This is a genomic window from Mesorhizobium waimense (assembly GCF_003601975.1).
GTDB lineage: Bacteria > Pseudomonadota > Alphaproteobacteria > Rhizobiales > Rhizobiaceae > Mesorhizobium > Mesorhizobium waimense.
The window spans coordinates 228,670-254,375 of sequence record NZ_QZWZ01000004.1 but is presented as its reverse complement, the minus strand read 5'-3'; the positions used below and the strand labels follow the sequence as shown (position 1 = coordinate 254,375).

The 25,706-nt window shown below is 64.0% G+C and carries 28 protein-coding genes; 15 read left to right on the top strand and 13 right to left on the bottom strand.

Translation table 11 applies throughout. The annotated features are described in order from the left end of the window. Positions 1-49 precede the first annotated feature (49 nt). On the top strand, positions 50-1,852 hold the full coding sequence (locus tag D3227_RS08040) for an ABC transporter transmembrane domain-containing protein (protein WP_120013565.1): 1,803 nt from the start codon (positions 50-52) through the stop codon (positions 1,850-1,852). A 44-nt stretch (positions 1,853-1,896) separates the two neighbouring features. On the opposite strand, the gene D3227_RS08035 is transcribed toward D3227_RS08040, so the two are convergent. Then, positions 1,897-3,384 (bottom strand): carboxypeptidase M32, encoded by a 1,488-nt coding sequence (locus D3227_RS08035; RefSeq protein ID WP_120013564.1) that lies wholly within the window; start codon positions 3,382-3,384, stop codon positions 1,897-1,899. A gap of 167 nt (positions 3,385-3,551) precedes the next feature. Between D3227_RS08035 and D3227_RS08030 the strand changes: the two genes are divergently transcribed. Continuing rightward, positions 3,552-3,905 carry a DUF1304 domain-containing protein gene (locus D3227_RS08030; protein WP_120013563.1) on the top strand — a complete coding sequence of 118 codons (354 nt, stop codon included), beginning with the start codon at positions 3,552-3,554 and terminating at the stop codon, positions 3,903-3,905. 62 nt (positions 3,906-3,967) lie between these two features. Here D3227_RS08030 and D3227_RS08025 read toward each other — a convergent pair whose 3' ends face one another. The 9 genes from D3227_RS08025 to D3227_RS07985 all read right to left on the bottom strand — a co-directional run bounded on the left by D3227_RS08025 (position 3,968) and on the right by D3227_RS07985 (position 12,011). Next, a complete protein-coding gene (locus tag D3227_RS08025; RefSeq protein WP_120013562.1) occupies positions 3,968-4,402 on the bottom strand; it encodes a hypothetical protein in 435 nt (144 codons plus the stop codon). 242 nt (positions 4,403-4,644) lie between these two features. After that, positions 4,645-5,676: a peptidoglycan -binding protein gene (locus D3227_RS08020; RefSeq protein WP_120013561.1), complete on the bottom strand. Its 1,032-nt coding sequence runs from the start codon at positions 5,674-5,676 to the stop codon at positions 4,645-4,647. 1 nt (position 5,677) lies between these two features. Then, positions 5,678-6,703 carry a MotA/TolQ/ExbB proton channel family protein gene (locus tag D3227_RS08015; RefSeq protein ID WP_120013626.1) on the bottom strand — a complete coding sequence of 342 codons (1,026 nt, stop codon included), beginning with the start codon at positions 6,701-6,703 and terminating at the stop codon, positions 5,678-5,680. Positions 6,704-6,807: 104 nt separating this feature from the next. Continuing rightward, positions 6,808-7,500, bottom strand: a complete 693-nt coding sequence (gene trhA / locus D3227_RS08010) for a PAQR family membrane homeostasis protein TrhA (RefSeq protein WP_120013560.1) — start codon at positions 7,498-7,500, stop codon at positions 6,808-6,810. A gap of 198 nt (positions 7,501-7,698) precedes the next feature. Next, positions 7,699-8,499, bottom strand: a complete 801-nt coding sequence (locus D3227_RS08005) for an inositol monophosphatase family protein (protein ID WP_006200134.1) — start codon at positions 8,497-8,499, stop codon at positions 7,699-7,701. Between the two features lie 26 nt (positions 8,500-8,525). After that, complete coding sequence (efp, locus tag D3227_RS08000) at positions 8,526-9,092, bottom strand: elongation factor P (protein WP_006200133.1); 567 nt, start codon at positions 9,090-9,092, stop codon at positions 8,526-8,528. 174 nt (positions 9,093-9,266) lie between these two features. Then, positions 9,267-10,343 (bottom strand): tetratricopeptide repeat protein, encoded by a 1,077-nt coding sequence (locus tag D3227_RS07995; protein WP_425374483.1) that lies wholly within the window; start codon positions 10,341-10,343, stop codon positions 9,267-9,269. Next, the gene (locus tag D3227_RS07990) at positions 10,303-10,950 is read right to left on the bottom strand and encodes a thiamine phosphate synthase (RefSeq protein ID WP_120013625.1); all 648 of its coding nucleotides are present in this window, start codon (positions 10,948-10,950) and stop codon (positions 10,303-10,305) included. Before D3227_RS07990 ends, D3227_RS07995 begins: the two co-directional genes overlap by 41 nt. Before the next feature lie 143 nt (positions 10,951-11,093). Next, the gene (locus D3227_RS07985; protein ID WP_120013558.1) at positions 11,094-12,011 is read right to left on the bottom strand and encodes a DMT family transporter; all 918 of its coding nucleotides are present in this window, start codon (positions 12,009-12,011) and stop codon (positions 11,094-11,096) included. 133 nt (positions 12,012-12,144) lie between these two features. Here D3227_RS07985 and D3227_RS07980 point away from each other — a divergent pair, with 133 nt between their 5' ends. Then, positions 12,145-12,600, top strand: a complete 456-nt coding sequence (locus D3227_RS07980) for an Lrp/AsnC family transcriptional regulator (protein WP_120013557.1) — start codon at positions 12,145-12,147, stop codon at positions 12,598-12,600. On the opposite strand, the gene D3227_RS07975 is transcribed toward D3227_RS07980, so the two are convergent. After that, the gene (locus D3227_RS07975; protein WP_120013556.1) at positions 12,584-13,060 is read right to left on the bottom strand and encodes a GNAT family N-acetyltransferase; all 477 of its coding nucleotides are present in this window, start codon (positions 13,058-13,060) and stop codon (positions 12,584-12,586) included. The two genes, D3227_RS07980 and D3227_RS07975, sit on opposite strands and share 17 nt — an antisense overlap. A gap of 187 nt (positions 13,061-13,247) precedes the next feature. On the opposite strand from D3227_RS07975, the gene D3227_RS07970 reads away from it, so the two are divergent. Next, entirely contained in the window at positions 13,248-14,018 is a 771-nt protein-coding gene (locus D3227_RS07970) for a sulfite exporter TauE/SafE family protein (protein ID WP_120013555.1), read from the top strand. A 9-nt stretch (positions 14,019-14,027) separates the two neighbouring features. On the opposite strand, the gene D3227_RS07965 is transcribed toward D3227_RS07970, so the two are convergent. After that, positions 14,028-14,579, bottom strand: a complete 552-nt coding sequence (locus tag D3227_RS07965) for a DUF2269 family protein (RefSeq protein WP_120013554.1) — start codon at positions 14,577-14,579, stop codon at positions 14,028-14,030. A 514-nt stretch (positions 14,580-15,093) separates the two neighbouring features. Here D3227_RS07965 and rcdA point away from each other — a divergent pair. The 5 genes from rcdA to D3227_RS07940 all read left to right on the top strand — a co-directional run bounded on the left by rcdA (position 15,094) and on the right by D3227_RS07940 (position 19,020). Beyond that, the gene (rcdA, locus tag D3227_RS07960; protein ID WP_120013553.1) at positions 15,094-15,624 is read left to right on the top strand and encodes a protease adaptor protein RcdA; all 531 of its coding nucleotides are present in this window, start codon (positions 15,094-15,096) and stop codon (positions 15,622-15,624) included. Between the two features lie 123 nt (positions 15,625-15,747). Further along, positions 15,748-16,257, top strand: coding sequence for a crossover junction endodeoxyribonuclease RuvC (gene ruvC, locus D3227_RS07955; protein WP_120013552.1), 510 nt, complete (start codon positions 15,748-15,750; stop codon positions 16,255-16,257). A gap of 10 nt (positions 16,258-16,267) precedes the next feature. Beyond that, positions 16,268-16,888: a Holliday junction branch migration protein RuvA gene (ruvA, locus tag D3227_RS07950; RefSeq protein ID WP_120013551.1), complete on the top strand. Its 621-nt coding sequence runs from the start codon at positions 16,268-16,270 to the stop codon at positions 16,886-16,888. Between the two features lie 43 nt (positions 16,889-16,931). Then, positions 16,932-17,969 (top strand): Holliday junction branch migration DNA helicase RuvB, encoded by a 1,038-nt coding sequence (gene ruvB, locus D3227_RS07945; RefSeq protein ID WP_006200120.1) that lies wholly within the window; start codon positions 16,932-16,934, stop codon positions 17,967-17,969. A gap of 142 nt (positions 17,970-18,111) precedes the next feature. After that, positions 18,112-19,020 (top strand): metallophosphoesterase, encoded by a 909-nt coding sequence (locus D3227_RS07940; protein WP_120013550.1) that lies wholly within the window; start codon positions 18,112-18,114, stop codon positions 19,018-19,020. A 21-nt stretch (positions 19,021-19,041) separates the two neighbouring features. Here the strand turns inward: D3227_RS07940 and D3227_RS07935 are convergent, their stop codons facing one another. Further along, the gene (locus tag D3227_RS07935) at positions 19,042-20,292 is read right to left on the bottom strand and encodes a glycoside hydrolase family 5 protein (RefSeq protein ID WP_120013624.1); all 1,251 of its coding nucleotides are present in this window, start codon (positions 20,290-20,292) and stop codon (positions 19,042-19,044) included. 52 nt (positions 20,293-20,344) lie between these two features. Between D3227_RS07935 and ybgC the strand changes: the two genes are divergently transcribed. The 6 genes from ybgC to pal all read left to right on the top strand — a co-directional run bounded on the left by ybgC (position 20,345) and on the right by pal (position 25,597). Continuing rightward, positions 20,345-20,818, top strand: coding sequence for a tol-pal system-associated acyl-CoA thioesterase (ybgC, locus tag D3227_RS07930; RefSeq protein WP_120013623.1), 474 nt, complete (start codon positions 20,345-20,347; stop codon positions 20,816-20,818). Between the two features lie 311 nt (positions 20,819-21,129). After that, complete coding sequence (gene tolQ / locus D3227_RS07925; RefSeq protein WP_120013549.1) at positions 21,130-21,840, top strand: protein TolQ; 711 nt, start codon at positions 21,130-21,132, stop codon at positions 21,838-21,840. 9 nt (positions 21,841-21,849) lie between these two features. Then, complete coding sequence (gene tolR, locus D3227_RS07920) at positions 21,850-22,302, top strand: protein TolR (RefSeq protein ID WP_006200115.1); 453 nt, start codon at positions 21,850-21,852, stop codon at positions 22,300-22,302. 8 nt (positions 22,303-22,310) lie between these two features. Beyond that, the gene (locus D3227_RS07915; RefSeq protein WP_120013548.1) at positions 22,311-23,468 is read left to right on the top strand and encodes a TonB family protein; all 1,158 of its coding nucleotides are present in this window, start codon (positions 22,311-22,313) and stop codon (positions 23,466-23,468) included. 79 nt (positions 23,469-23,547) lie between these two features. Next, positions 23,548-24,819: a Tol-Pal system beta propeller repeat protein TolB gene (gene tolB, locus D3227_RS07910; protein ID WP_245451690.1), complete on the top strand. Its 1,272-nt coding sequence runs from the start codon at positions 23,548-23,550 to the stop codon at positions 24,817-24,819. A gap of 271 nt (positions 24,820-25,090) precedes the next feature. Next, positions 25,091-25,597, top strand: coding sequence for a peptidoglycan-associated lipoprotein Pal (gene pal, locus D3227_RS07905; protein ID WP_120013546.1), 507 nt, complete (start codon positions 25,091-25,093; stop codon positions 25,595-25,597). The last annotated feature ends 109 nt before the right edge of the window (positions 25,598-25,706 follow it).

The window sequence follows — 25,706 nt, the reverse complement described above, 5'->3', positions numbered from 1 at the left end:
AGGCGCATATTGAAAGCGCCCCACCTGGAAGCGGCCAGAGGAAACGGTCATGGCGGATATCAGCGGCGAGGAAGACGGGCGCCGGCGCTCGCTCGGGCCGCTGAGGCGTCTTTTTCCCTACATTACCCGCTACCGCAAAATGGTCATCGGCGCGGTCATCTCGCTGGTCGTCGCCGCTGCGACGACGCTGGCCTTGCCGCTCGCCGTGCGGCGCATGATCGACCATGGCTTTTCCGCGTCCGATTCCAGTTTCATCGCCGAATATTTCGCCATGCTGGTGGTGATGGCCGCCTTGCTGGCGGCGGCTTCGGCCAGCCGCTACTATTTCGTCATCACGCTCGGCGAGCGCGTCGTCGCCGACATCCGCAGCGATGTGTTTGCCCATGTCACGACGCTGTCGCCGGCCTTCTTCGACACCGCACAGTCGGGCGAGATCGTGTCGCGGCTTGCCGCCGACACCACGCAGGTGAAATCAGCGGTCGGCGCTACCGCCTCGGTGGCGCTGCGCAACGTCATCCTCGGCCTCGGCGCGGTGGCGATGATGGTCGTCACCAGCCCGAAACTGTCAGGCCTGGTGATTGCCGCGATTCCCGTCATCGTGCTGCCGCTTGTTGCCTTCGGGCGCTCGGTCAGGCGCAAGTCGCGGCAGGCGCAGGACACGCTGGCCGACGCCACCGCCTATGCCAGCGAGCAGATCGGTGCGGTGCGCACGCTGCAGGCCTTCACCAACGAAAAACTGGTCACCGGCAAGTTCTCCGGTGCTGTGGAGGCCGCCTTCGAGGCGGCGCGGGCCTCGATCTTCGCCCGCTCCTTCCTGACCTTCTTCGCCATCTTCATGATCTTTTCCTCGGTCGTGGCGGTGCTCTGGTTTGGCTCGCGCGACGTGTTGGCTGGCACGCTATCGCCGGGCACGCTCGGCCAGTTCCTGCTCTATTCGGTGTTCGCCGCCGGCGCGCTCGGCGCGCTATCGGAGGTCTGGGGCGAGCTTGCCCAGGCGGCGGGCGCGGCGGAGCGGCTGACCGAGATCCTGGCCGAAAAGCCCGCCATCCAGTCGCCGGCCAATCCCGCGCCGCTGCCGGTGAAAGCGAAAGGCGCGATCAGCTTCGACGACGTGTCCTTCTCGTATCCGGCAAGGCCCGACCGCGCCGCCGTCCATGGCCTGAGTTTTCAGATCAAGCCCGGCGAGACGGTGGCGATCGTCGGCCCCTCGGGCGCCGGCAAGAGCACGGTGTTTTCGCTGATCCTGCGCTTCTATGACCCCGAGACCGGCCGCATCGTCATCGACGGTGTCGACCTGCGCGAGGCCGATCCCGCTAGTGTCAGGGAGCGCATCGCGATCGTACCGCAGGACGTCACCATCTTCGCGGCCAGCGCGCGCGACAATATCGGCTTCGGCCGGCCTGGCGCCAGCGAGGCCGAGATCGAGGCGGCGGCAAAGGCCGCCCTTGCCGACGAGTTCATCCTGAAACTCGAAAAGGGCTATGACAGCCAGGTCGGCGAGCGCGGCGTGACCCTGTCCGGCGGCCAGCGCCAGCGCGTGGCGATTGCCCGCGCCATATTGCGCGATGCGCCGATCCTGCTGCTTGACGAGGCCACCTCGGCGCTCGATGCCGAAAGCGAGACACTGGTGCAGACGGCGTTGGTACGGCTGATGCAGGGCCGCACGACTTTAGTCATCGCCCATCGCTTGGCGACGGTGCTGAAGGCCGACCGCATCCTGGTCATTGAAGGCGGCTGCGTCGTCGAGGAAGGCACGCACCAAAGCCTCGTCGCCAAGGGCGGCATCTATGCGCGATTGGCCAAACTGCAGTTCGAGACCGGCGCCAGTGCCTTCAAGGGTGCGGCCGAGTAGCCCACGTTATCCGGCGCGTGGCTAATGCCAGATCGCCTTCGCTGCTACACGGCACCGTATCTCTTGCGCAGATGGTCGGTGAAATACACGGCATTCAGCTTCTCGCCGGTGGCGCGTTCGAGCAGGTCCGGCGTCGACCAGCGCGACCCTTGCGACCAGATTTTTTCACGGCGCCAATCGTTGATGGTACTGAAATCCCCCTTGGCGAGATCCCCGTCGGCTGAAGGATGTTCGCTGGTCAGCGTCGCCCATTGCTGCGCCGCCATCATGGCGCCCAGCGTGTAGGACGGGAAATAGCCGAAGGCGGCGCCTGGCCAATGCACGTCCTGCATCGGGCCGTCGGCGGGGTTGTCGATGGTCGACAGGCCGAGATAGTCGCGCATCTTGGCATCCCATGCTTCGGGCAGGTCCGCCGCTTCCAGCCGTCCCGACACAAGCTCCTGTTCCAGCTCATAGCGCAGAATGACGTGCAGCGGGTAGGTGACCTCGTCGGCATCGACGCGGATCAGGCCGCGGTCGACCCGGTGCACATGTGGCAGGATGTCGTCGATCGACCAGGCCTCGCCGAGATGCTTTTCGACCACCGGTAGCGCCCAGCGCCAGAAGGCCGGGTTGCGGCCGATCTGTTTTTCGACGAACAGGCTCTGGCTTTCATGCACCGCCATGCCCCGCGCCTTACCGAGCGGCCAATGCGACCAAGCCTTGGGCAGGTTCTGCTCGTAAAGCGCATGGCCGGTCTCGTGCAAGACGCCCATCAGCGCCGACAGGAAATCCGACGTCTTGTAGCGGGTGGTGATGCGCACGTCGCTCGGCACGCCGCCGCAGAAGGGATGATGCGACACCGACAGCGAGCCATGGGTCAGGTCGAAACCGACGGCCGCCATCATGGCGAGGCCAAGCTCGCGCTGCCTGTCGATCGCATAGCTGCCGGAGAGCGGCTTCAGCGGATGCTTTGCCAGGCGCTCTTCCTGCACGGCCAGCGCCTCGGGCACAAAGCCCTTCAGAAAAGTCTTCAGCTCGGCGAACACCGGCGTAATGTCGGCGGCGCGATTGCCGGGATCGTACTGTTCCATCAGCGCGTCGTAGGGGTCGAGGCCGAGCACGTCGGCGCGCAATGCCGCCTCCTCGCGCACCAGGGCGACTACGCCCTCCAGCGCCGGCAGGAAGCCTGCCCAGTCGTTCTTGGCGCGCAGATCGCGCCAGAGTTGTTCGGAGCGCATGCGCGCCGTCGTCTGGCGCTCGACAAACTCGACCGGCAGGCAGGTCAGGTTGGTGTATTGTCGGCGCAACTCCCTGACCGCCGCCTGCTGTTCCTCGTTCAGCACCTCTTGTTCCGCAGCGGTGATCCAGTCTGATATTTCGGGCGCCGTCGCCCGGGCGTGGAGCATGCCGGCAAGCGCCGACATCGCCTCGGCGCGCTTCTCGCCGCCGCCGATCGCCATATGCGTCGCCTCGTCGGCGCCGAGGATGGCAAGCGCATGCTCCAGCGCTTCGAGCTTGTGGCCGAGGTCGTCGAGTTTTTGAAAGGACATGGCAGGTTCCGGTCTGGTCGGCTTCGATTGGCTGGCGGGAAAAGATACCAACATGCCGGGGTTGGCAACCCTGAGCCTCGCGCGGCCTAAGCTCAAGGCATCTTGCGCAGCGAGGCCCGTGCATGATCAATGCTGGCTGGCCGCAAAGACGGCAACGGAGGGGCAGAATGATCGGTAGCATTCTGGTCGGGCTGGTGGCGCTGATCCACTGCTACATCGTCTATCTGGAGATGGTGCTGTGGGATACGCCGCGCGGCCACAAGGCGTTCGGCCTGACGGCGGACTTCGCCAAGGCGTCCAAGGTGCTCGCCGCCAACCAGGGGCTCTACAATGGCTTTCTCGCCGCCGGCCTGATCTGGGGCCTCACGCTCGGGGCGGCCGGCTTCCAGATCAAAGTGTTCTTCCTGCTCTGCGTCGCCCTGGCGGGCCTCTATGGCGCGGCGACCGTCAGCAGGAAGATCCTGTTCATCCAGACCGTGCCGGCCGTTCTTGCCCTGATCGTGCTCTGGCTGGGCTGGTAAAAAAGGCGCCCTTGGGACGGGTTCCCTCGAGCGCCAGGTGGTCCCTTCCTCTGTTCCGGTGATCAGCCGTTCGGATAGTGGCCGCCGTCGGCGCCGTCGCCCATCAGGAAGCCGGTGCCCGTGTCGCTCCGCAGCGCCTGGTCGACATTGTCGAGCCGGCGCAGCAAATCATGATACTGCGCAGCCGGTATCCTGCCATGATCCGCGGCGGCCGTTCTTGCGGCAGCCTGGCTGATATGGGCGGCGCGCATGTGCAGCGTCTGCGCCTCGGACGGCGTGATCGTGTTCGCCTGCCTTGCATCGGTGATGCCTTCGTCGACGCCCTTCACTTGTTCGATCAGGCCGGTTATGCGCGGGCCGACCATGTCGGTCGGGTCCGTTGCGTCGAGAGCGCCCTTGTGATGTCCGGCGGCATAGGCGCCGGCCAAAGGAACCGCCACGAGAAAGGCGGCGATCGTTGCAGTCCTGATTGTTGTCCTGGGAGCAAAAGAGCGCATGGCTGCGTCCTCCTCTTAACATGGAAGGGGCGATTGCTGCGCCCAACTTCCGGTCACAGGCCGTCCGGTTCCGTCGCGTCGCGATGATGGGTGTCATCGCCGGCGGTTCTCGGCCTCCGCAGCGGAAACTAGTAGCGCTCGGCGACGAAGTGTAATTAAAAAAAGATAATCTTTTCAGGCCTTGCCGGCCTAATGTCTGCGCCCTAGCGTTGAGCCGGCGAACAAATTCGCGTGATGCGCGATCACCGTTCGGTGAGCTTCAGTTCAATCCGGCGGTTCTTGTTGCGCGCCTCGTCAGTGTCGGCGGGGTCGAGCGGCTGGAACTCGCCGAAGCCGGCGGCAACCAGCCGGTTGGCCGGCACGCCATTCTCGATCAGGAACTTCACCACCGAGGTCGAGCGTGCCGTCGACAGGTCCCAATTGTCGCGGTAGCGGCCGGTGCCGGACAGCGGCTTGTTGTCGGTGTGGCCGTCGACGCGCAGCACCCAGTTGATCTCCGGTGGGATCTCCTTCTGCAGTTCGATGATGGCGTCGGCGAGCTTCTTCATCTCGACCTTGCCGGCATCGTTGATCACCTCGGAGCCGGTCGGAAATAGCACTTCCGACTGGAAGACGAAACGGTCGCCGACGATGCGGATGTTCTCGCGGTCGGCGAGGATTTCACGCAGTCTTCCGAAGAAATCGGAGCGGTAGCGGTTCAGCTCCTGGACGCGCTGCGCAAGTGCGACGTTGAGGCGGCGGCCGAGATCGGCGATCTTGGTGTTGGAGTCGCGGTCGCGCGTCTCGGACACGTTGAGCGCGTCCTCGAGCGCGCCGATCTGCTTGCGAAGTGCTGCGATCTGCTGGTTGAGGATCTCGACCTGGCTCAGCGCCTGCTGGCTGATCTGGCGCTGGTTGTCGAGTTCGCCCGACAGGGCCGTGGCGCGCTGAGTGGCCGCATCGCCGGCGCCAGCGCCTTGCGCCAGCAATTGCTGGAGCCGGCTCTTTTCCGCCTCCGACGCCGACAGCGAGGCCTGCAAATTGGCCAGCGAATCCTCCTTGTCCTGCGTCGATGAGCGCTCAAGCGCCAGAAGCTGGGTCAGTTCGTTGATCTGCGAGTTGAGGCGGTTGAGCACAGTGTCCTTGCCGGAGATTTCGCGGCCGAGCAGGAACTGCGCCAGCACGAACACGGTGAGCAGGAACATGATCGCCAGGAGCAGCGTCGACAGCGCGTCGACGAAGCCCGGCCAGTAGTCGATGCGGCGATCGGAGCGCCGCGCGCGCGCCAATGCCACGTCAGTGCACTCCCTGCTTCTTCAGGGCGTCGGCGATCTTTTCCAGCGTGTTGCGCATCGCCTTCTGCTCGTCGGACTGGGCTTCGACCCAGTCGCGCATGATCTGCTGTTCGGAGCGCATGTTCTTGACAAGACCGGAGATGCCGTCGGCAAGATTGGCCATGGCGGTGGCGACGCGCGGATTGGAGCCGCCGCCATTCTCTTGCAGGCTGCGCAGCCTTTCCGACAACAGGCGGATCTCGTCGGAGGGTTCGTTTCTGGCCGGATCGGCAACGACGATGTCGGAGGAGAGATCGGTGACCGAGGACAGCCAGTTTTCCAGCTCGGTGTAGAAGCGGGTCTGGGCGCGGCCTGCCTGCAGGTCGAGGAAGCCGAGCACCAGTGAACCAGAGAGACCGAATAGCGAGGACGAGAAGGCGGTGCCCATGCCGGCCAGCGGCGCCGACAGGCCTTGCTTGAGCGAATCCAGCACGGCGGCGGCGTCACCGGTTCCGGGATCGAGAGATTCGATGGTTTCGCGGATCGAGCCGATCGTGTTGAGCAGGCCCCAGAAGGTGCCGAGCAGGCCGAGGAACACCAGGAGGCCGACGAGATAGCGCGAGGTGTCGCGGCTTTCGTCGAGGCGGGTGGCGATTGAATCGAGCATGGTGCGCATCGAGGAGGTCGAGAAGGCCACAGTCGACGAGCGGCCGATCATCGCCTTCATCGGCGCGAGCAGCACCGGTTCGGTGGTTTCCGAGCCGGCGCGGAAGGAGTTGACCCAGCGCACCTCGCGAAACAGGCGCCCGACCTGGGCGAAGGCGAGCAGGATGCCGACCACCAGAACGCCGATGATCAGCCCGTTGAGGCCCGGATTGGTGACGAATGCGCTCGAGACCTGGCGGGTCAGGATGGCGGCGATGAAGCCCACGATGACCAGGAAGATCAGCATGGTCAGCAGAAAAACCTGCGGGCTGGACAGTTTATGGGGGTCGTAGATCAGAACGTCGGAGCGTCTGCCGATGCCGAAGGATCTGAGAAAAGCCATTCGTGCCCCGTTTCCGATGCCGCTGCCGTCGATCAACTTGTTCGCGACTCTAAACGGAATTGTGACCAAATTGAATGGCGCTTGGCAATATTGCAGGCCAAAGCTTAGAAGCGGTTTATCACCAGGCAGTCGACCATGGCGGCCAGATGCAGGCCGGCGCCGGTCACGACAAAGCCGTGCCAGACCGCGTTGTGGAAGCGCAGGCCCTTCCATGCGAAGAAGATGACGCCCAAGGAGTAAACAACGCCGCCGGCGACGATCAGCGCGATCGACGTCGTCGGCAAGGTCTGCACCAGCGGGCCGACCAGGACGATGCCGCTCCAGCCGATGGCGAGATAGAAGACGACCGCCAACCGGTCGAAGCGGCCGGGAAGAAACACCTTTATGGCGATACCGATCGCCGCCGAGATCCAGACCAGGACGATCATCGAGACAGCCAGCGGAGAGCCGTCGAGCTGGGCGAGGAAGGGCGTGTAGGTCGCGGCGATCAGGAGATAGATCGCGGCATGGTCGAAGCGGCGCAGGATCCACTTCGCCGGCGATGATACCGGCCACAGATTGTAGGCCAGCGACACCGACAAGACGGTGAGCAGCGACACGACGTAGAAGGCGGCCGCGATATACTCCCCGGGACCGACATGGAAGGCCGCCAGCGCCAGGAACGCCGAGCCGGCCGAGATCGCCAGCACGATGCCCACCGCATGCACGATGCCGTCGGCGATCATTTCGGCGCGCGAATAGTGCCAACGGCCCATCGACGGGATTTCGAGCTGCAATTGTGGTCCGGTGTCGCTCATGAATAGTCCTGCATCGCCCGTATCTGGGCGGTTGCCGGACAGTATTTCAAGCTTTGGTTGCGATTTTGCGACTGCGGCGCTTCAGCGCGGCAACCTTCGTCAGAGCGCTTCAGTTTGGTAGAATCGTTGAGCCGCCCTGAGTATTTGTCGTACGCAATTCCGGACGGAAAACCGCTACGCACTTTTCCTGGAATTGCACTAGCGCGGCGTAACCGGCTTCTTCACCGTCTTCAACAGCGCGCGCTGGATGATCTCGTTGCCGGCGACGACCGAGCCGTTGTCCAGCATGTCCTGGCCGCCGTCGAAGTCGGAAACGAAGCCGCCTGCTTCGCGGATCAAGAGCAGGGCGGCGGCGATGTCCCAGGCCGACAGGCCGACTTCCCAGAACCCGTCCATGCGGCCGGCGGCGACATAGGCGAGATCGAGCGAGGCGGAGCCGAGGCGGCGCACGCCCGAAACCTCGGCCATGACATTGCGCAGTTCGACAAGGAAGTTGCCATGCTGGCCGCGTCCGAGATGCGGCATGCCGCAGCCGATCACCGCGTCGACCAGCTTGGTGCGGCCGGCGACGCGCAGCCGACGGTCGTTCATGAAGGCGCCGCCGCCGCGCTCGGCGGTGTAGAGCTCGTCCATGGCCGGATTGTAGATGACGCCGGCGACGATCTGGCCCTGGCGCTCGAGTGCGATCGAGATGGCAAACAGCGGAATGCCGTGCAGGAAATTGGTGGTGCCATCGAGCGGGTCGACGATCCAGCGGTGCTGGCCGTCATCGCCTTCGACGGCGCCGCGCTCCTCCATCAGGAAGGAGTAACCCGGCCGTGCCTTCGAGAGCTCGGTAAACAGGATGTCCTCGGCCTTGCGGTCGGCCTGGCTGACATAGTCGCCCGGGCCCTTCATCGATACCTGCAGGTTCTGCACTTCGCCGAAGTCGCGCGACAGCGAGCGGCCGGCCTTCATGGCAGCCTGGACCATGACATTGAGGATCGCGGAACGCGCCATTTTTGTTCTTCCCGCTGCTCGCAGCCTTATTCGGCGCGGCGAATGTAAGTGATTTCGTTGGTGTCGACGAGGATGCGCTCGCCGGCGCCGATGAACGGCGGCACGAGAACGCGGATGCCGTTTTCCAGGATCGCCGGCTTGTAGGACGAGGCCGCCGTCTGGCCTTTCACCACCGGGTCGGCCTCGGTGATGGTCAGCGTCACCTGGTCGGGCAGCGAAATACCGATCGGCCGCTCTTCATAGAGCTGCACCGTCACCATCATGCCGTCCTGCAGGAAGGCGGCGCGGTCGCCGACGAAATCCTTCTGCAGTTCGAGCTGTTCGTAGCTCTCGGTATCCATGAACACCAGCGCGTCGCCCTGCTCGTAGAGGAAGGAAAAGTCCTTCATCTCCAGCCTGATCTGCTCGACCGTCTCGGCCGAGCGGAAGCGCTCGTTGAGCTTTGTGCCGTTGATGAGGTTCTTCAGTTCGACCTGGTTGTAGGCGCCGCCCTTGCCGGGCTTGACGGTGTTGGTCTTGACCGCCACCCACAGGCCGCCATCGTGCTCGATGACATAGCCGGGACGGATTTCGTTGCCATTGATCTTGGCCATGTTGATGTGATCCGGAATGAGATGTTCGCCGCGAAAGGCGATTTGGCGCTCCCAAGACCACAAATCGCCAGGAGAGGCAAGGGAGCGAGGCGAGGCGGCCCTGAACCGTGGCGAGGCCATTGCCTTGCAGGCCGGCCGTCGGCGAGCAGGCTGGGCATGACAATGCGGGGCCGGTCAGGGCAGGCGGTTGGCCTTCTGCAGCGCCTGCCTGGTCTGGTCGTCGGTCAGGCCTTGCAGGAAATCGTCCATCTGCGGATCGATCAGCCCGGCGCGGCGGGCGACGACGTACCAGGCGCCGGCAAGGACGAAGTCGGGGTCGGTGCCGATGCCTTCCATGTAGAGCTTGGCGAGGCGGTTCTGGGCCGCGACGTTGCCGCCCTCGGCGGCCTGCTTCATCCAACCGAAGCCGGACTTGAGGTCGCGCGTGCCGCCGCGCCCTTCGATCATCCAGGTGGCGAGGTCGATCTGCGCCGTATCGTAATTCTGCCTGGCGGCCTGCGCCAAAAGGGTGCGCGCCTGGGCATCGTCGCGCGGCTTGCCGCCGATGCCGTTGGCATAAATCTGCGCCATCGCATATTGCGCGTCGGCGAGCCCGGTGGCCGCGGCCCGTTCGTAGTAGGACGCGGCCTTGGCCATGCCGACATCACCCGGGTCCTGCTGGACGAGCAATTGCGCAAAATTGAACTGCGCCAGGCGATTGCCGGCCTCGGCGGCGGCCTGCATCAGCGCATAGGCGCCCTTCTCGTCCTTCTTGACGTAGCGGCCGTCGAGCAGCATCAGCGCGTACTGAAACTGCGATTCCGGCACGCCCTGCTCGGCGGCAAGCGCGTACCATTTCGCGGCTTCCGCCGCGTTCAGCGGCACGCCAAGCCCGCGCGACAGGATCTCGGCCACCAGCGTTTCGGCCGCCGGATCGCCGTTCTGCGCGCGCACCAGAGCGAGATTGTAGGCGGTCTTGTAGAGCCCGCGCTGAAAGGCGCCATAGGCCGGATCCGCCGGCTTGGCGCCGAAACGGTCGGGATTGATGGTGTCGGCCGAGGGCAAAGGTGCCGTGGTGGCGGGCTGCGGCAGCGGCGTCTCGATCGGCTTGTCGACATGCGCGCCTCCATCCGGCTTGGGCTGCGGCAGCGGAACGGTCTGCGCGGCAGAGACGGGCTGGACCGCAACGGCCACGACCAGCGCCAGGAGAGTAAAACGCAGCCAGCGCACGTCAGTCCCCGAAACGCGGCGCGGTTTCGTCGAGCATCGCATTGGCGGTGGCGACCGCCGCCTTCGGGTCGATGCCGTCGGCAAAAACGGCGCTGGACAGCGCCACGAATTCGGCACCCGTGGCGGCCACGGTTTCGACGGAAGCGATGTCGGAGCCGGCCATGACGATGCACGGAATCTGGATCATATCCGCCCACCATCGCCCGAGCGACAAATTGCGTGGATGCGGCTCCGGCTTGTTGTCGTAGCCGAAGCGGCCGAAGAAGATGTAGTCGGGCCTGGCTTCACCGAGTTCCAGCGCGTCGTCGCGGGTCTTGGCGCCGCCGGCGCCGACCATCATTTTTCCCTGAAAATGTTCGATGGTCTCGGCGAGCTCGCCTTTGGAGACCTCGACATGGATGCCGTCGGCCTGGACGCGTCCGGCGATGCGGCTGTCGCCGGCGATGACGACGGCGATGCCGGCGGCCTGTGCGAGCGGCACGATCTGTTCGGCGAAGGCCTGGAAGGAGGCCTCGTCCATGCCGTTTTCAGGCAGGATGAGCGAGGCGACGTCGCCACCCTCGAAGGCCGCCGCAATGCGCTCGGCCGGCGCGTCTTTCGGCGCGATCAGCACGATGCGGCAGCGGTTGGGCGGTGTGGCGTCGTTCATTGGCTTTCGATCCCGGTTTTCGCCTATGCCGGGCGAAGATGGTTGCATTGCGGCATAGAACAAAGCGCCCGCCTTGAACAGGCCGGCGGGGATCATTGCGATGGCCTTGGTTTACGATCGTCGACGGGCGGCCGACCGCAGGTTCATTTGACGGCTTGAGGGCTTTCGAGCGGCGGTTTCGATTTCCACAGCGTCCAGCCGAGATTCATGCCGGCGGCGGCGATCAGGATGGCGGCGGCGCCGATGATCTGGGCGGGATGCAGCCGGTGGCCGAAGGCAACGACATCGACCAGGATCGCCACGACGGGATAGATGAAGGACAGCGATCCCTGCAGCTGCGTCGGCAGCTTCTGGATGGCGCCATACATCAATATGTACATCAGGCCGGTGTGGACGATGCCGAGCGTGGCCAGCATGGTCCAGTTCCACGCGTTGGCGGGAAGATTGGAAAGGTTGGCGAAGGGCGCCAGCATGACGACGCCGACGCAGACCTGGATCAGTGCGATCAGCTGCGGCGGCGTGCCCTTGAGTTTCTTGGTGACGATGGCGGCGACGGCCCAGAAGAAGGCTGCCCCGAGCGCCATCGCGATGCCGGTGAAATAGTCGGTGCCGATGGTGCCAGAACCGGGGCCGGCATCGGGCGTCGCCTGCACGATCAGCAGCATGCCGGCAAAGGCGATGCCAAGCCAGGTCAGCTTGGTCAGGGTCAACCGCTCGGCGAAGAAGAGCGCGCCGAAGCCGACCAGCATGAAAGGCTGGGTGTTGTAGACGGCGGTGGCGATCGAGATCGAGGCGCGCGAAAAGGCGCTGAACAGCAACAGCCAGTTGATGACGATGGCAGCACCGCCGAGGGCGGCGATCACCACGATGCGAAGCGTCAGCCTGCCGCGCAGCAACCCAAGTGCGGCGCAGATCACCAGCAGCGTGACGGCGCCGAAGGCACAGCGCCAGAACACCACGTCCATGATCGGCTGACCCGACATGACGACAAACCAGCCGATCGTGCCGAGGATCGCCATTGCGGCCGTCATTTCGATCGTGCCGCGCACTGTGTTGTCCATAGCTTGCTCCCGAGATCATCAATGCCTGACAATCCCATGTTGCTCGGGCTCATTCCATGAGATAGTAAATAAGGAACCGAGGCGATGCCTAATTTAATTAGGTATTCACGACATTTTAATTCAGGAAATAAAAATGCTGGATGAGCTGGATAGGAAGCTTCTCGAGATACTGGTGAAGGATTCACGGACTTCGCTGAAAGTCCTTGCGCAGCAGGTCGGGCTGTCCTCGCCGAGCGTCTCGGAGCGGTTGCGCCGGCTCGAGGAGCGCGGCGTCATCCGGGCCTTCACCATCGAGATCGATCCACAGGCGCTGGGCTTTTCGCTGCAGGCGATCGTGCGCATCCGCCCGCTGCCGGGCAAGCTGCATATCGTGCAGAAGCTGATCGAGGAAATTCCCGAATTCGGCGAATGCGACAAGGTGACCGGCGACGACTGCTTTGTCGCGCGGCTGTTCGTGCGTTCGATCGGCGAGCTGGATCACCTGCTCGACCGTATCGCCGACAAGGCGGAAACCAGCACGGCCATCATCAAGGGGCAGCCGATCCGCAGACGCCCGCCGCCGCTGGAGGCCCTTACCGGCCGGAGCTGATCAAGAGTTCCAGCTTGTAGCCTATATGGCTGGCCTTGAAGCCCAACCGCTCATCGAAGCGATGCGCGTCGAGGCGGCTCTTGTTGGTCGTCAGTTGGACCAGCCTGCAGCCGCGCCGGTGACACTCTTCGACCGCCCACTCCAGCAGGCGCCGCCCCAGCCTTGACCCGCGCCTGTCATCGGCGATGCGGACGGCTTCGATCTGGCCGCGCAAGGCGCCCTGGAGCGACAGCCCGGCAAGGTAGGTGATCTGCAGCGTGCCGATGACGCGGCTGTCTTCCGTCATGACGGCGAGAAACTGGTTGGGGTCCGCGTCGACAGCCGCGAAGGCATCGCGATAGGCCCTGGCAATTGGTTCGCTGGTGTCCTCGCGGCCGCGGCCGAGCGCGTCGTCGGCAAGCATGGCGACGATGGCCGGGAGGTCGGCTTCTTTCGCGCGGCGGATGGTGATTTCGCTCATTTTAAAAACCTTGTGCACAGGCCGGCGACCTTATGCATCGGCAGCAGCCTCGCCGCAAATCCGCGAGCGGCGGGTTACGGACAGTTGATCGTCAGCAGCGGCTGCCTCCAATATTGGCTGTCGCGGCGCGAAGGTTTCTGGGTTATTGCAGGGTTCCCGCCGTTCCTCCAGCCACCTCTCTCCTCTCATGTCAGGTCTGTTCGCCGATCCGTGGTTCTATGCCGCCGCCCTTCCGGCGGTCATTCTCGTCGGCCTGTCGAAAGGCGGCTTTGGCGGGGCGGTCGGCTTTGTCGGTGTGCCGTTGATGGCGCTGACGATGCCGCCGGTGCAGGCCGCCGCCATCCTGCTGCCGATCCTGTGCTTGATGGACATCGTTTCGGTCTGGACATGGTGGGGCGTCTACGACCGCAAGATGCTGGTCGACATGATGCCGGGAGCGGTGATCGGTATCGGCCTCGGCTGGCTGACGGCAGCTTTGGTTACCGAAGAGATGGTGCGGCTGATCGTCGGCGCGGTCGCGCTGATCTTCGTGCTGCGCTGGCTCTATCTGCAGTTCCGCCACGGTGCCGACCATGCGGCGGCGCACAATCGCGTGGCGGCTGCCTTCTGGGGCACCGTCGCCGGCTTCACCAGCTTCGTCGCCCATGTCGGCGGCCCTCCCTTCCAGGTGTATGCGCTGCCGATCCGGCTCGATCCCAAGGTGCTGTCCGGCACATCGGCGATCTTCTTCGCCGCCACCAATGCGCTGAAGCTCATTCCCTATTTCGCGCTCGGCCAGTTCGACACCGCCAATTTGACCGCATCGGCGGTGCTGATGCCGCTGGCGCCGCTCTCGACCATCGCCGGCGCCTGGCTGGTGCGGCGCATGCGGCCGGAGATTTTTTATCCGTTCACCTACGCCACCGTGGCGGTCGTCGCGGTCAAGCTTTTGTGGGATGGTGTCGCCGGCCTTTTCTAGATGGTGGCGTCAGGCTCCGCTCGGCACCAGCCGGCGGCTGCCGCCGAAGGCGAGCGTGGCGCCTGCCAGCACGACCAGCGCCATGCCGGCAAGGACGGCGATGTCCTGCGCGCTGGGCTTGAGAACCATGTCGGCGACAATGACCAGCATGACTGCATAGTCGAAGCGCGCTACAGTCATCATGCGCTGGCCCACGGCAAGGGCGGCCGGCGTCACGCCATCCTTGGCGATCATGCCAGCCATAAGCTCGGCGGTCGGCTTGAAGATGAACATGCCGATCGAAAAGGTCGTGGCGTAGCCGGCAAGGCCGATCAGGATCCACAGGTCGGAGAAACCAACCCAGAAGCCGCACATGATGAGCCCGAAGATGAGCGTCAGCATCGACATCGGCGCGAAGAAACGGCCGCCCAGCTGCCCGCTGGCGCGCATCGCCTGCAGCTTGTCCTCGATGTTGCCGGCGCGCTCGGCAAGCAGGCCAAGCAGGAACAGTACGAAACCGCCGCCGACCCACAGGGTGGCCGAGACGATGTGGAGAAATTTGACGATCGAGTACCAGTCCATGCTTTGCTCCTGAGTGTTCTGGTGATTGCAGCGGAGCGATTTGCCCCGCCCGGTTCAGAGGAGCGGGCGTTTAGCGTGGCGGCTGTTTCGGAACGATGTCGGGAGGGAGACCGGCTTGTATCGACGCCCGTTTGTCACGGGTGTGGGCGATGCCCGCCCTGTCCCGAAGCGGGACAGATTTGCGGCGCCGGGAGAATTTTTCCGACCTTGTTAAGGGTTCATTAAGCTTTACGGGCGTTTACTATGCGCATCCAGTGATCTGGATTCTTACCGAGTGGTTGGAGCCACTTTGTTTGACGCCTCCCTGTTAAACTTCTGAGAGCCGCCTTATCCGCGGCTCTTTTTTTGCCCGCTGCCGGCGCGACATCCACGCCGCCTCCACCGTTAACCCTTCGTTAAACATGTGCTTGCCTTCACCGCCGGCGAAGCGCATTTTCAAGCTTCAGTCATTTAGGGTTCAGGGCGTGACGGCATACGATGCCGAATCGGCTTGTGGCCGTGCAGGGGCGTAGCGATGAACGAGCCTTCCAAGGGAAGCGCGAAAACCATCAAATTGGCGGAGCGCCGGGTTTTCTCCCAGTCCTTCAAGCCACTCTACCAGGAGGGCATGGGCCTGGTCGAGCAGGCGGCCGAATATCTCGACGGCAAGGGCCGCGCCGAGGCCAAGAAGCTGTCGCGGACGGCTGCGACCCTCTATGCGGCCGAATCGATGCGGCTGACCACAAGGTTGATGCAGGTCGCTTCCTGGCTGCTTCTGCAGCGGGCGGCCAATTCCGGCGAGATGACCCGCGACCAGGTCGCGTCCGAAAAGTCCAAGGTGCGTCTCGACACCGCTTCCGCGCATGACGAAGCGATCGGCTGGGCCGAATTGCCGTCGGATTTTCTCGACCTCGTCACCCGCTCGCTGCGCCTGCAGGCGCTGGTGCGCCGCATGGACGAGGAGATCTACGGCAACGCCTTCGCCGATGCGCCGCCGGCGGTTCGCCGCGCCAATCCGGTTTCCGACCAGATCAGCTTGCTGAACACGGCCTTTGCCCGCGGCTGAAAAGCCGCTGCATTTCTCCCAACAGAGCGAACTTTCAAGCAGCCAGTGAGTTGCTGTGAGGCATCGTTTCTGGTTTGTTCACATTTCGCTGGCATCGCTTGCCGCCAAGGGTAAAGTTGGCGGATGGGGGAAACGATTCGCATCATCGGCATAGATCCGGGGCTCAGGCGCACCGGGTGGGGCATCGTCGAGAGCCTCGGCAATTCGCTGCGCTTCGTCGGCTCCGGCACCGTGCGTTCCGACGACAAGGCGGCGCTGGCGGTGCGGCTCTGCCAGTTGCATGACGGGCTGGCCGAGGTGCTGCACGCCGCCATGCCGCATGAGGCGGCGGTCGAGCAGACCTTCGTCAACAAGGATGCGACGGCGACGCTAAAGCTCGGCCAGGCGCGCGGTATCGCCATGCTGGTGCCGGCGCGCGCCGGGCTGGTGGTTGCCGAGTATGCGCCCAACGCCGTCAAGAAGGCGGTGATCGGCGTCGGCCATGGCGACAAGAAGCAGATCCACATGATGGTCAAGGTGTTGATGCCGAAGGCGACCTTCGACACCGACGACGCCGCTGACGCGCTGGCCATCGCCATCTGCCACGCGCACCACCGGCAGAGCGTCGCCTACCGGATGGCGGCGCTGGCATGAGGGATCAAGCATGATCGGCAAGCTCAAAGGCACGCTGGACGAGATCGACGAGGATTTCTGCATCGTCGACGTGCATGGCATCGGCTACGTCGCCTATTGCTCGGCGCGCACGCTGGCTTCATTGCCGGCGCCTGGCGAAGCGGTGGTGCTGTTCATCGAGACCTATGTGCGTGAGGACATGATCAGGCTCTACGGCTTCCAGTCGGTGCTGGAGCGAGAGTGGTTCCGGCTATTGATGAACAATGTGCAGGGCGTGGGCGCCAAGGTGGCGCTGGCTATCCTCTCGACGATGGCGCCGGCCGATCTCGCCAACGCGATCGCGCTGCGCGATATCGCCATGGTCAGCCGGGCACCTGGCGTCGGCAAGAAGGTGGCCGAGCGCATCGTCACCGAATTGAAGAACAAGGCGCCGGCCTATGCCGGTGCTGCCTCCGGCACCATCGGTCTCAAGCAGGAGCTCGGCGAGGGCGTCGCACCTGCGCCGATCACCGATGCCGTCTCGGCGCTGGTCAATCTCGGCTATTCGCGCGACATCGCCGCCAATGCGGTGTCGGCGGCGCTGAAGACAGCCGGCGAGGGCGCCGATGCCTCGAAGCTCATTCGATTTGGGCTGAAGGAACTGGCGCGGTGAGGCGTCGCTTGTTCCGTTCCCTGCCCTGTGCAAGGAAGGCAGCATGAGCCTTTCGCCCCGCCTGATTGCCCCCGACAAACGCGGCGAGGATGCCGAGCAGACCTTGCGGCCGCAGACGCTTGACGACTTCGTCGGCCAGGCAGCGGTGCGGGCCAATCTCAAGGTCTTCGTCGATGCAGCCAAGGGGCGCGGCGAGGCGCTCGACCATGTGCTGTTCGTCGGTCCGCCCGGTCTCGGCAAGACGACGCTGGCGCAGATTATGGCGCGCGAGCTCGGCGTCAATTTCCGCTCGACCTCGGGCCCGGTCATCGCCAAGGCCGGCGATCTGGCAGCCCTGCTCACCAATCTCGAAGACCGCGACGTGCTGTTCATCGACGAGATCCACCGGCTCAATCCGGCGGTCGAGGAAATCCTCTATCCGGCGATGGAGGATTTCCAGCTCGACCTGATCATCGGCGAAGGGCCGGCGGCGCGCTCGGTCAAGATCGACCTCGCCCGTTTCACGCTGGTTGCCGCCACCACAAGGCTCGGCCTTTTGACCAATCCGCTGCGCGACCGTTTCGGCATTCCCGTCAGGCTCAATTTCTACACGGTCGAGGAACTGGAGCAGATCGTGCGCCGCGGTGCCCGGATTCTCTCGATGCCACTGGGCGACGACGGCGCGCTTGAGATAGCGCGGCGCGCCCGCGGCACGCCGCGCATCGCCGGCCGGCTGCTGCGCCGGGTACGCGATTTCGCATCGGTTGCCGGTGACGGCCATGTCGACCGCCGGATCGCCGACGAAGCATTGACGAGGTTGGAGGTCGACGCGCTCGGCCTCGACGCGCTCGACCGCCGCTATCTCTCGATGATCGCCCGCAATTTCGGCGGCGGGCCGGTCGGCATCGAGACCATCGCGGCGGGGCTCTCCGAGCCGCGCGACGCCATCGAGGACATCATCGAGCCCTACCTGATCCAGCAGGGCTTCATCCAGCGCACGCCGCGCGGCCGTGTGCTGACCGCCAATGCGTGGCGCCATCTCGGCCTCGATGCGCCGAAGGACCTGGCGCAGCAGCAGATCAGCCTGTTCCAGGAAGAGTAACGGAGATTTGTTCGTCGGTCGCCCGAGGAACGGCTCTTCTGCGCAAAATCTCCTCGCCTCCGCCAGCGTGAAGGCGCAATTGCTGGCTCTAAGGCAAGCTCCTCAATGGAATTGCCATTCCAGGAACTGCCGGAGCCGACCGATGATCACCAGACGTGGTTTCCTTCGTTTCATGGGGGCCTCGTTCTTGTCAGCCGTGTCGCTCAGCGCCTATGCAGTCGGCATCGAGCCGATGCTGCTGACGCATGTGAAGCGCTATGCGCTGACACCGCCGCATTGGCCGGCAGGTCTCAAGCTGCGCGTCGTCGCGCTGGCCGACATCCATGCTTGCCGGCCGTGGATGACGCCCGAGCGGATCGCCTCGCTTGCCGCCGAGGCGAACGCGCTTCAACCGGACCTGATCGTCCTGCTTGGCGATTTTCCGGCCGGCACGCGCCTGATATCGGACTGGGTGGAGGCATCGGAATGGGCCCCCGCTCTGTCCGGGCTGAAGGCACCGCTCGGCGTCTGGTCGATCCTCGGCAATCATGACTGGTGGCAGGATCGTGCCGCGCAGGCGGCCGGGGCTGGGCCAACGATTTCGCGCAAGGCGCTGGAGGCCGTCGGCATTCCGGTGCTGGAGAACGATGTCGTGCGCCTGGAAAAGGACGGACACGGCTTCTGGCTTGCCGGACTTGCGGATCAGCTGGCGCTACGCCCTGGCCAGGCTTGGGGCCGGACCGGCTTCAAAGGTCTGGACGATCTCGATGGTACGCTGGCCAAGGTTAGCGACAGTGCGCCTGTCATCCTGCTCGCGCACGAACCCGATATCTTTCCGAAGGTGCCGTGGCGGGTTTCGCTGACCCTCTCCGGCCACACCCATGGCGGACAGGTCAGGTTGTTCGGGTATTCGCCGGTCGTGCCGTCACGGTTCGGCAACCGCTACGCCTATGGCCATGTCGTCGAACAGGACCGCAACCTGATCGTATCCGGCGGGCTCGGCTTTAGCATTATGCCCGTGCGCTTCGGCATGCGCCCGGAGATCCTGCAGATCGATCTCGGTTCCGTCTGATGCGCTCCAACCTCAGGAGCCTCAGTGAAGCGACCTGATCGCGTCCATCACTTCAGGCTCGGCCTTGTCGCCGTCGAAAGCATCGACGATGCCGAAGGCGCCGCCGAAACTCCACACCGACCAGGAAAAGCCGTGCGCTTCGGCGCGTGCGATCATGTCGCTGACATAGGCTGCGCGGTAATCGCCCGGCATCACATAGGAATTGCCGTATTCCTGGCGGATCATGCCGAACTCGCCCAACGTGATGTTTTCCGGCTTGATGCCGTTGGCCTTGGCCCAACCTTCCACCGTCTTGAATGGTGCATCCATCAGAGCAAGCAGTTTTTCGTCCGTGTCCATGCTGGCGACCTGCTCGTCGAGATAGGCAAGCATGCCGTTCTGTCGTGTCCATGGCGCTTCAGCCTTGATCCGGGCGCGGATCGTATCCAGCGCCACATCGAGCTGAGCGTGCGGCACCGCGGTCAGTGGAAAGGGCAGGCCGGTGACGTAGCGGATGAAATCGCCGGCCCAGGTTGCGCCCTGATGGGTGAGCAGGAACGGATCGTAGGAATGGAAGGTCCAGATGATGTTGTCGTCGGCGATCATCCTCGGGTCGATCTTTGCCAGCGAGGCGGCGTTGGAATAACAAGCCCCGGTCAGGATCAAGGTGAGCTTGGTCGCCGAGGAGCGCGCCGCCGCGAACAGCTTCAGCTGCCGGTCAGGCCACAGGCTGGTGCCGTCGCCGTCGCAGTCGACGATCGGCTCGTTCATCGGCTCGAAGGCGACCTGGCGCGGATTTTCGGCAGCCAGCGTGCGCGCCATCTTGCGCACCATTTCGACATAGGCGTCGAAGGTCTCGGGATCGTCCATCACCTCGCTCATGCCAATCTTGCGGCTGCCGCCGGACGGGATCAGGTGCAGGTCGACGATGACCTTCAGACCGGCGCGATTGATCATGCGCACCGAGTCCAGCACGCTGGCATAGAGCTCGTCGCGCAACGCCACCGTCTCGTCGGAGAGGAAAGGCGAGGGATCGACCGGCATGCGCAGGAAATCGAAGCCGGCATCCTTCAGCGCCTTGAGGTCATCGTCCCCAAGGACTTTGCGCCATTCCGGAAAGGGCAGGATGGCTTTCGGGTCGTTCCACTTCTCCTCGCCGACCCAGGTCGTCCACTGGTCGAGGTTGAGGCCGCGCTTCATGGAGAAGGTCGCCGCTTGGCCAGGCAGCACCAGATTGGTCAGCACCAGCAGCATCGCCAGCAAGGTCTTGATCATCGCGCCCAACAGTGCCATCCGGTTCCCGCGCCGCAACACCTGCCTGCTCATGCCCGAAAAGGAAAGCGCAATGGACGATCATGGTGAATCGGCAACGCTTCGGGCCGGGCTTTCCGGCGCGCTGACGGAATTCGGCCACCGGCTGATGGCGCGGGTCTATTATGCCGACACGGATTTCTCCGGCGTCGTCTACCATGCGCGCTATCTCGAATTCTTCGAGCGCGGCCGTTCCGACTATCTCAGGCTCGCCGGTGTCCACCACACCGAGCTGGCCGACGGCAAGCATGGCGAAAAGATCGTCTGGGTGGTCAGGCGCATGGAGATCGATTTCCGCTCGCCCGCCCGTATGGATGACATCCTGACCATCGACACGCGCACCGAGGACATTTCCGGCGCCCGCATCGTCATGGCGCAACAGCTTAAGCGCGGCGGCGAAGTGCTGGTCGAGGCGCGGGTCGAGGCGGCGATCATCGGCGAGAACGGAAGGCCAAGGCGCTTTCCCAAAGACTGGGTCGCGGCTTTCTTACCCAAGGCCAGCGGCTGATATTTCTCGCATCGGCGACCTCGGCAACGATTCGAATAACAGACGCGACCGCCGGCCAAGCAATCCGGAGGCGCGGCAATGCGCCGCGCTTTGCGTCCTAACCCATCCTTAACCATAACGGTTCATGAAGAGATTGGTGAAGATTGGCGGAATCCGAACGCCTTCCTTTGACCAATATTTGCCCCGAAAAGGCCGAGAACGGCGCATTTCGGGGTTGCTCCCGCAAGCTTCAAGCTTCGCACGAACGGACCACAAGGGATGCCCATGGGCCAGCCGCCAGCGATGCCCGGAAAATCTTTAAGGACGTAACCATGGAAAACATCGCACTCGCCGAACCGGGCGCGCATCTGTCGATTTGGGCGCTGTTCATGCAGGCCAGTTGGGTGGTCAAGCTGGTCATGATCGGCCTGCTCTTCGCATCGATCTGGACCTGGGCGATCATCGTCGACAAGCTCGTCACCTATGCCCGTATGCGGCTGGCGCTCAACCGCTTCGAACAGGTATTCTGGTCGGGACAGTCGCTGGAAGAGCTTTACCGCACGTTGGCCGACCGCAAGACCACCGGCATGGGCGCGATCTTCGTTGCCGCCATGCGCGAATGGAAGAAGAGCTTCGAAAAGGGCGCGAAATCGCCGCTTGGCCTGCAGACCCGCATCGACAAGGCGATGGACTTGGCGCTGACGCGCGAGATGGAGCGGCTGGAAGGCCGGCTCGGCTTTCTCGCGACCACGGGTTCGGCCGCGCCCTTCATCGGCCTGTTCGGCACCGTCATCGGCATCATGACCTCGTTCCAGGCCATCGCAGCGTCGAAGAACACCAGCCTGGCGGTGGTGGCACCCGGCATCGCCGAAGCGCTGCTGGCCACGGCCATTGGCCTGCTCGCCGCCATTCCCGCGGTCATCGCCTACAACAAGCTGTCATCGGATGCGAACAAGATCGCGGTGCGCATGGAAGGGTTCTCGGACGAGTTCTCCGCCATACTCTCGCGCCAAATCGATGAAAAAGTCGTGCAGAAGGCCTGAGGTACAAACATGGGTATGTCCGTAGGCATGTCGGGACGCGGCGGGCGCGGCCACAGGCGGCGCGGCCGCCATCATGCGCTGATGTCGGAAATCAACGTCACGCCGATGGTCGACGTGATGCTGGTGCTTTTGATCATCTTCATGGTTGCAGCACCGCTGCTGACGGTCGGCGTGCCGATCGACCTGCCGGATACGCAAGCCAAGGCGATGAATGTCGATACGCAGCCGATCACCGTCTCCATCAACGCCTCCGGCCAGATCTATCTGCAGGAAACCGAGATCCCGATCGACGAACTGGTGGCGAAGCTGCAGGCGATCTCGAAGACAGGCTATGACGAGCGCATCTTCATCCGTGGCGACAAGCTGACGGACTACGGCACGGCCATGAAGGTGATGGCCCGCATTTCGGCCGCCGGTTACAAGAATATCGGCCTGGTTTCGCTGCAGGAACAGGATCAATAGACAAGAAGATGAGGACCGGGCTCACCACATCGGTAATCTTGCATACTGTGGCGCTCGCCCTCGGGCTGTTCACGCTGTCGTCGCCGGCTGCGCTGCCGGCGGCTGATGTGGAGTCTGTTTCGGTTGACATCGTGCCGACGGAGGCCATGGCGCAGGTGCTGCAGGGCGATAAGAAGGCGGTGATGCATGACAAGCCGGCGCCGGTGCCGACCCAGCGTCCCGATATCGTTCCTGATGCCAAGAAGATCGGTGAGAACAGCGTCGATACCGACAAGCCGATAACGCCGGAGGCCAAGCCGAAGCCGGTCGACATGACGTCGGCGCCGCCGCCGGCACCAACGCCGGTCGAGAAGCCGAAGCCCGAGGACGTGCCGAAGCCGCAGGAAAAGCCGAAGCCTATCCCGGCGACGGAAGTGGCGCCGGTACCGCAGCCGAAGGAAGAGGTCAAGCCAGAGCCGGTCAAGCAGGCGGAGCCCAAGCCGACACCGGCCAAGGAGCCTGCCCCCACGCCGCCGGAGGACAAGACCGCCGCGATCGACCCGAAGCCCGAGGTCAAGCCCGACGCCGTCGCCGAAGCTATTGCCCAGGAGCCGCCGACCGAGACGACGCAGTTGCCCGACTCTGCACCGGCGCCGGAAGCCCGGCCGAAGCCGAAGCCCGCGCAGGCCGAAAGCGCCAAGGCGCCGGACCGCAAGGACGCCGAAAAGCCGGCCAAGGAGGCCTCCTCCAAACCGAAGTCGGAAGACAAGCAGTTCAACGCAGACGAGATTTCCGCCATGCTCGACAAGCAGAAGCCGTCGGGCGGTGGCGCCAAGCGCTCGACCCAGCAATCGTCACTTGGCGGCGACAAGGATCAGGGCGCGAAGCTTTCCAAGTCGGAGCAGGGGGCGCTGGAAAGTCAGCTCGGCGGTTGCTGGACCCTGCCGGTCGGGCTCGAGGGTTCGGAGAACTTCGTCGTCGTGGTCCGGTTCAATCTTGACACCTCCGGCAAGCTGGACGGCCGTCCATCTGTCGAGCAATCGAGTGGCAACCGCCAGTTCGACGAAAGCGCCGTGCGCGCGGTGCAGAAATGCGATGTGGCCGGCCTGCAGGTTCCCGCCGGCAAGCAGGACATCTGGAACGACATCCGGGTCACCTTCGATCCAAGGGAGATGCTTGGCCTCTAGGTCTGGCGTCCACACAATCAAAGAAGAGAAGCGAGAAGATATGAGATCTTTCCTCAAGCCGCTCCTGACGATTGCAGCGATGGCGCTGGGCATGACCGCCGCGGTGCCGCTGCCAGCGTGGGCGCTCGTCGAGCTCAACGTCAACAAGGGTAATGTCGAGCCGCTGCCGATCGCCATCACCGACTTCCAGGGCGGCGATGCGCTGGGGGCGGAGATTTCCGACATCGTCACCGCCGATCTCAAGCGTTCGGGTCTGTTCGCGCCGATCGACAAGAGCGCCTTCATCGAGAAAATCTCCAATCCCGATGCTCAGCCCCGCTTCGATGACTGGAAGGTGATCAATGCGCAGGCGCTGGTGACCGGCAGTGTCGGCAAGGAGGCCGACGGCCGCATCCGTGCCCAGTACCGGCTCTGGGATACATTCGCCGGCCAGCAGATGTCGGGCGAGCAGTTCTTCGCCAACGACGCCAACACCAGGCGCGTCGCCCACATCATCGCCGATGCCATCTATGAGCGGCTGACCGGCGAGAAGGGCTATTTCGACACCCGCGTCGTCTTCATCGACGAATCCGGCGCCAAGAACGCGCGCAAGAAGCGCTTGGCCATCATGGACCAGGACGGCGCCAATGTGCGCTACCTCTCGGATGGCCGGGCGATCGTGCTGACGCCGCGTTTCTCGCCGAACCGGCAGGAAATAACCTACATGTCCTATGAGAGCGGCCAGCCGAAGGTCTATCTGCTGCAGATCGAGACCGGGCAGCGCGAACTGGTCGGCAACTTTCCCGGCATGACCTTTGCGCCGCGCTTCTCGCCTGACGGCCAGAAGGTGATCATGAGCCTGCTGCGCGACGACGGCAATTCCAACATCTTCGCCATGGATTTGAGAAGCCGTTCGACGACCAGGCTGACCAATTCGACGGCAATCGACACCTCGCCGTCCTATTCGCCGGACGGCAGCAAGGTGGTGTTCACCTCCGACCGTGGCGGCCGCGCGCAGATCTATGTGATGGGCGCCGACGGTTCGGGCCAGACCCGCATATCGTTCGGCGACGGTGTCTATTCGACGCCGGTGTGGTCGCCGCGCGGCGACCTCATCGCCTTCACCAAGCAGACCGGCGGTGAATTCCAGATCGGCGTCATGAAGACCGACGGCTCGGGCGAACGCATCCTGTCCTCGGGCTTCCAGCAGGAAGGGCCGACCTGGGCGCCCAACGGCCGCGTGCTGATGTTCTTCCGCGATGCCAATGGCGGGCCGAAGCTCATCTCGGTCGATCTCACCGGCCGCAACGAGCAGTCGATCCCGACCTCGAACTTCGCCTCGGATCCGGCCTGGTCGCCGCTGCTCGAGTAGTCCCGGCAACCGATGTTCGGGTCGAGCATCCGTTGCTCAGTTGCAATTCGGTAACGGTGCCGGAAAAGCCCTATTTTGGGGCTTTTTTCATGCCTTGGTCGCGTTTTGGCCGCATTTCCGCCTACGGTCCGCGCCCATTGTGGCTCGCGCCAAAAGGGCTGCGGACGGGCAGCCGAAACCAAATTTTAACCGTGTTTCTTGAATGCCGGTTAACCCAAACGTGGTTACTGGGTGATCAACGAAATCACTCGAAATGCGAAGGAGAGGCGGCATGGGCCGTATCGCAGCACTTACTCGAAACCCGGTGATGATCGCGCTGGTCGCGATGCTCGCCATCACCGGTTGCGCCTCGAAGAAGACCCCGAACAGCGCCGCCGATCTCGGCCTTAACGGCGCCGGCGCGGCGACCCCCGGATCGGCGCAGGACTTCACTGTCAACATCGGCGACCGCATCTTCTTCGACACCGACTCGTCCTCGATCCGCGCCGATGCGCAGACGACGCTTGCCCGCCAGGCACAGTGGCTGAACCAGTACAAGCAGTATGCCATCGTCATCGAAGGCCATGCCGACGAACGCGGCACGCGCGAATACAATCTGGCGCTTGGCGCCCGCCGTGCCGCCGCCACCCGCGACTTCCTGGTCGCCAAGGGTGTCTCGGCGCAGCGCCTGAAGACGATTTCCTACGGCAAGGAGCGTCCGGTCGCGGTCTGCGACGACATCTCCTGCTGGTCGCAGAATCGCCGCGCCGTTACCACGCTGAGTGGCGCCGGTTCCTGATCGGCAAAAATACAACACACCTGTGCGAAAGGCGGCCTCGGGGCCGCCTTTTTCATGTGCCGCTTCGATATCCTTCGGCCAAACAAAATTTGGCCGAAGTCTCAGGCCC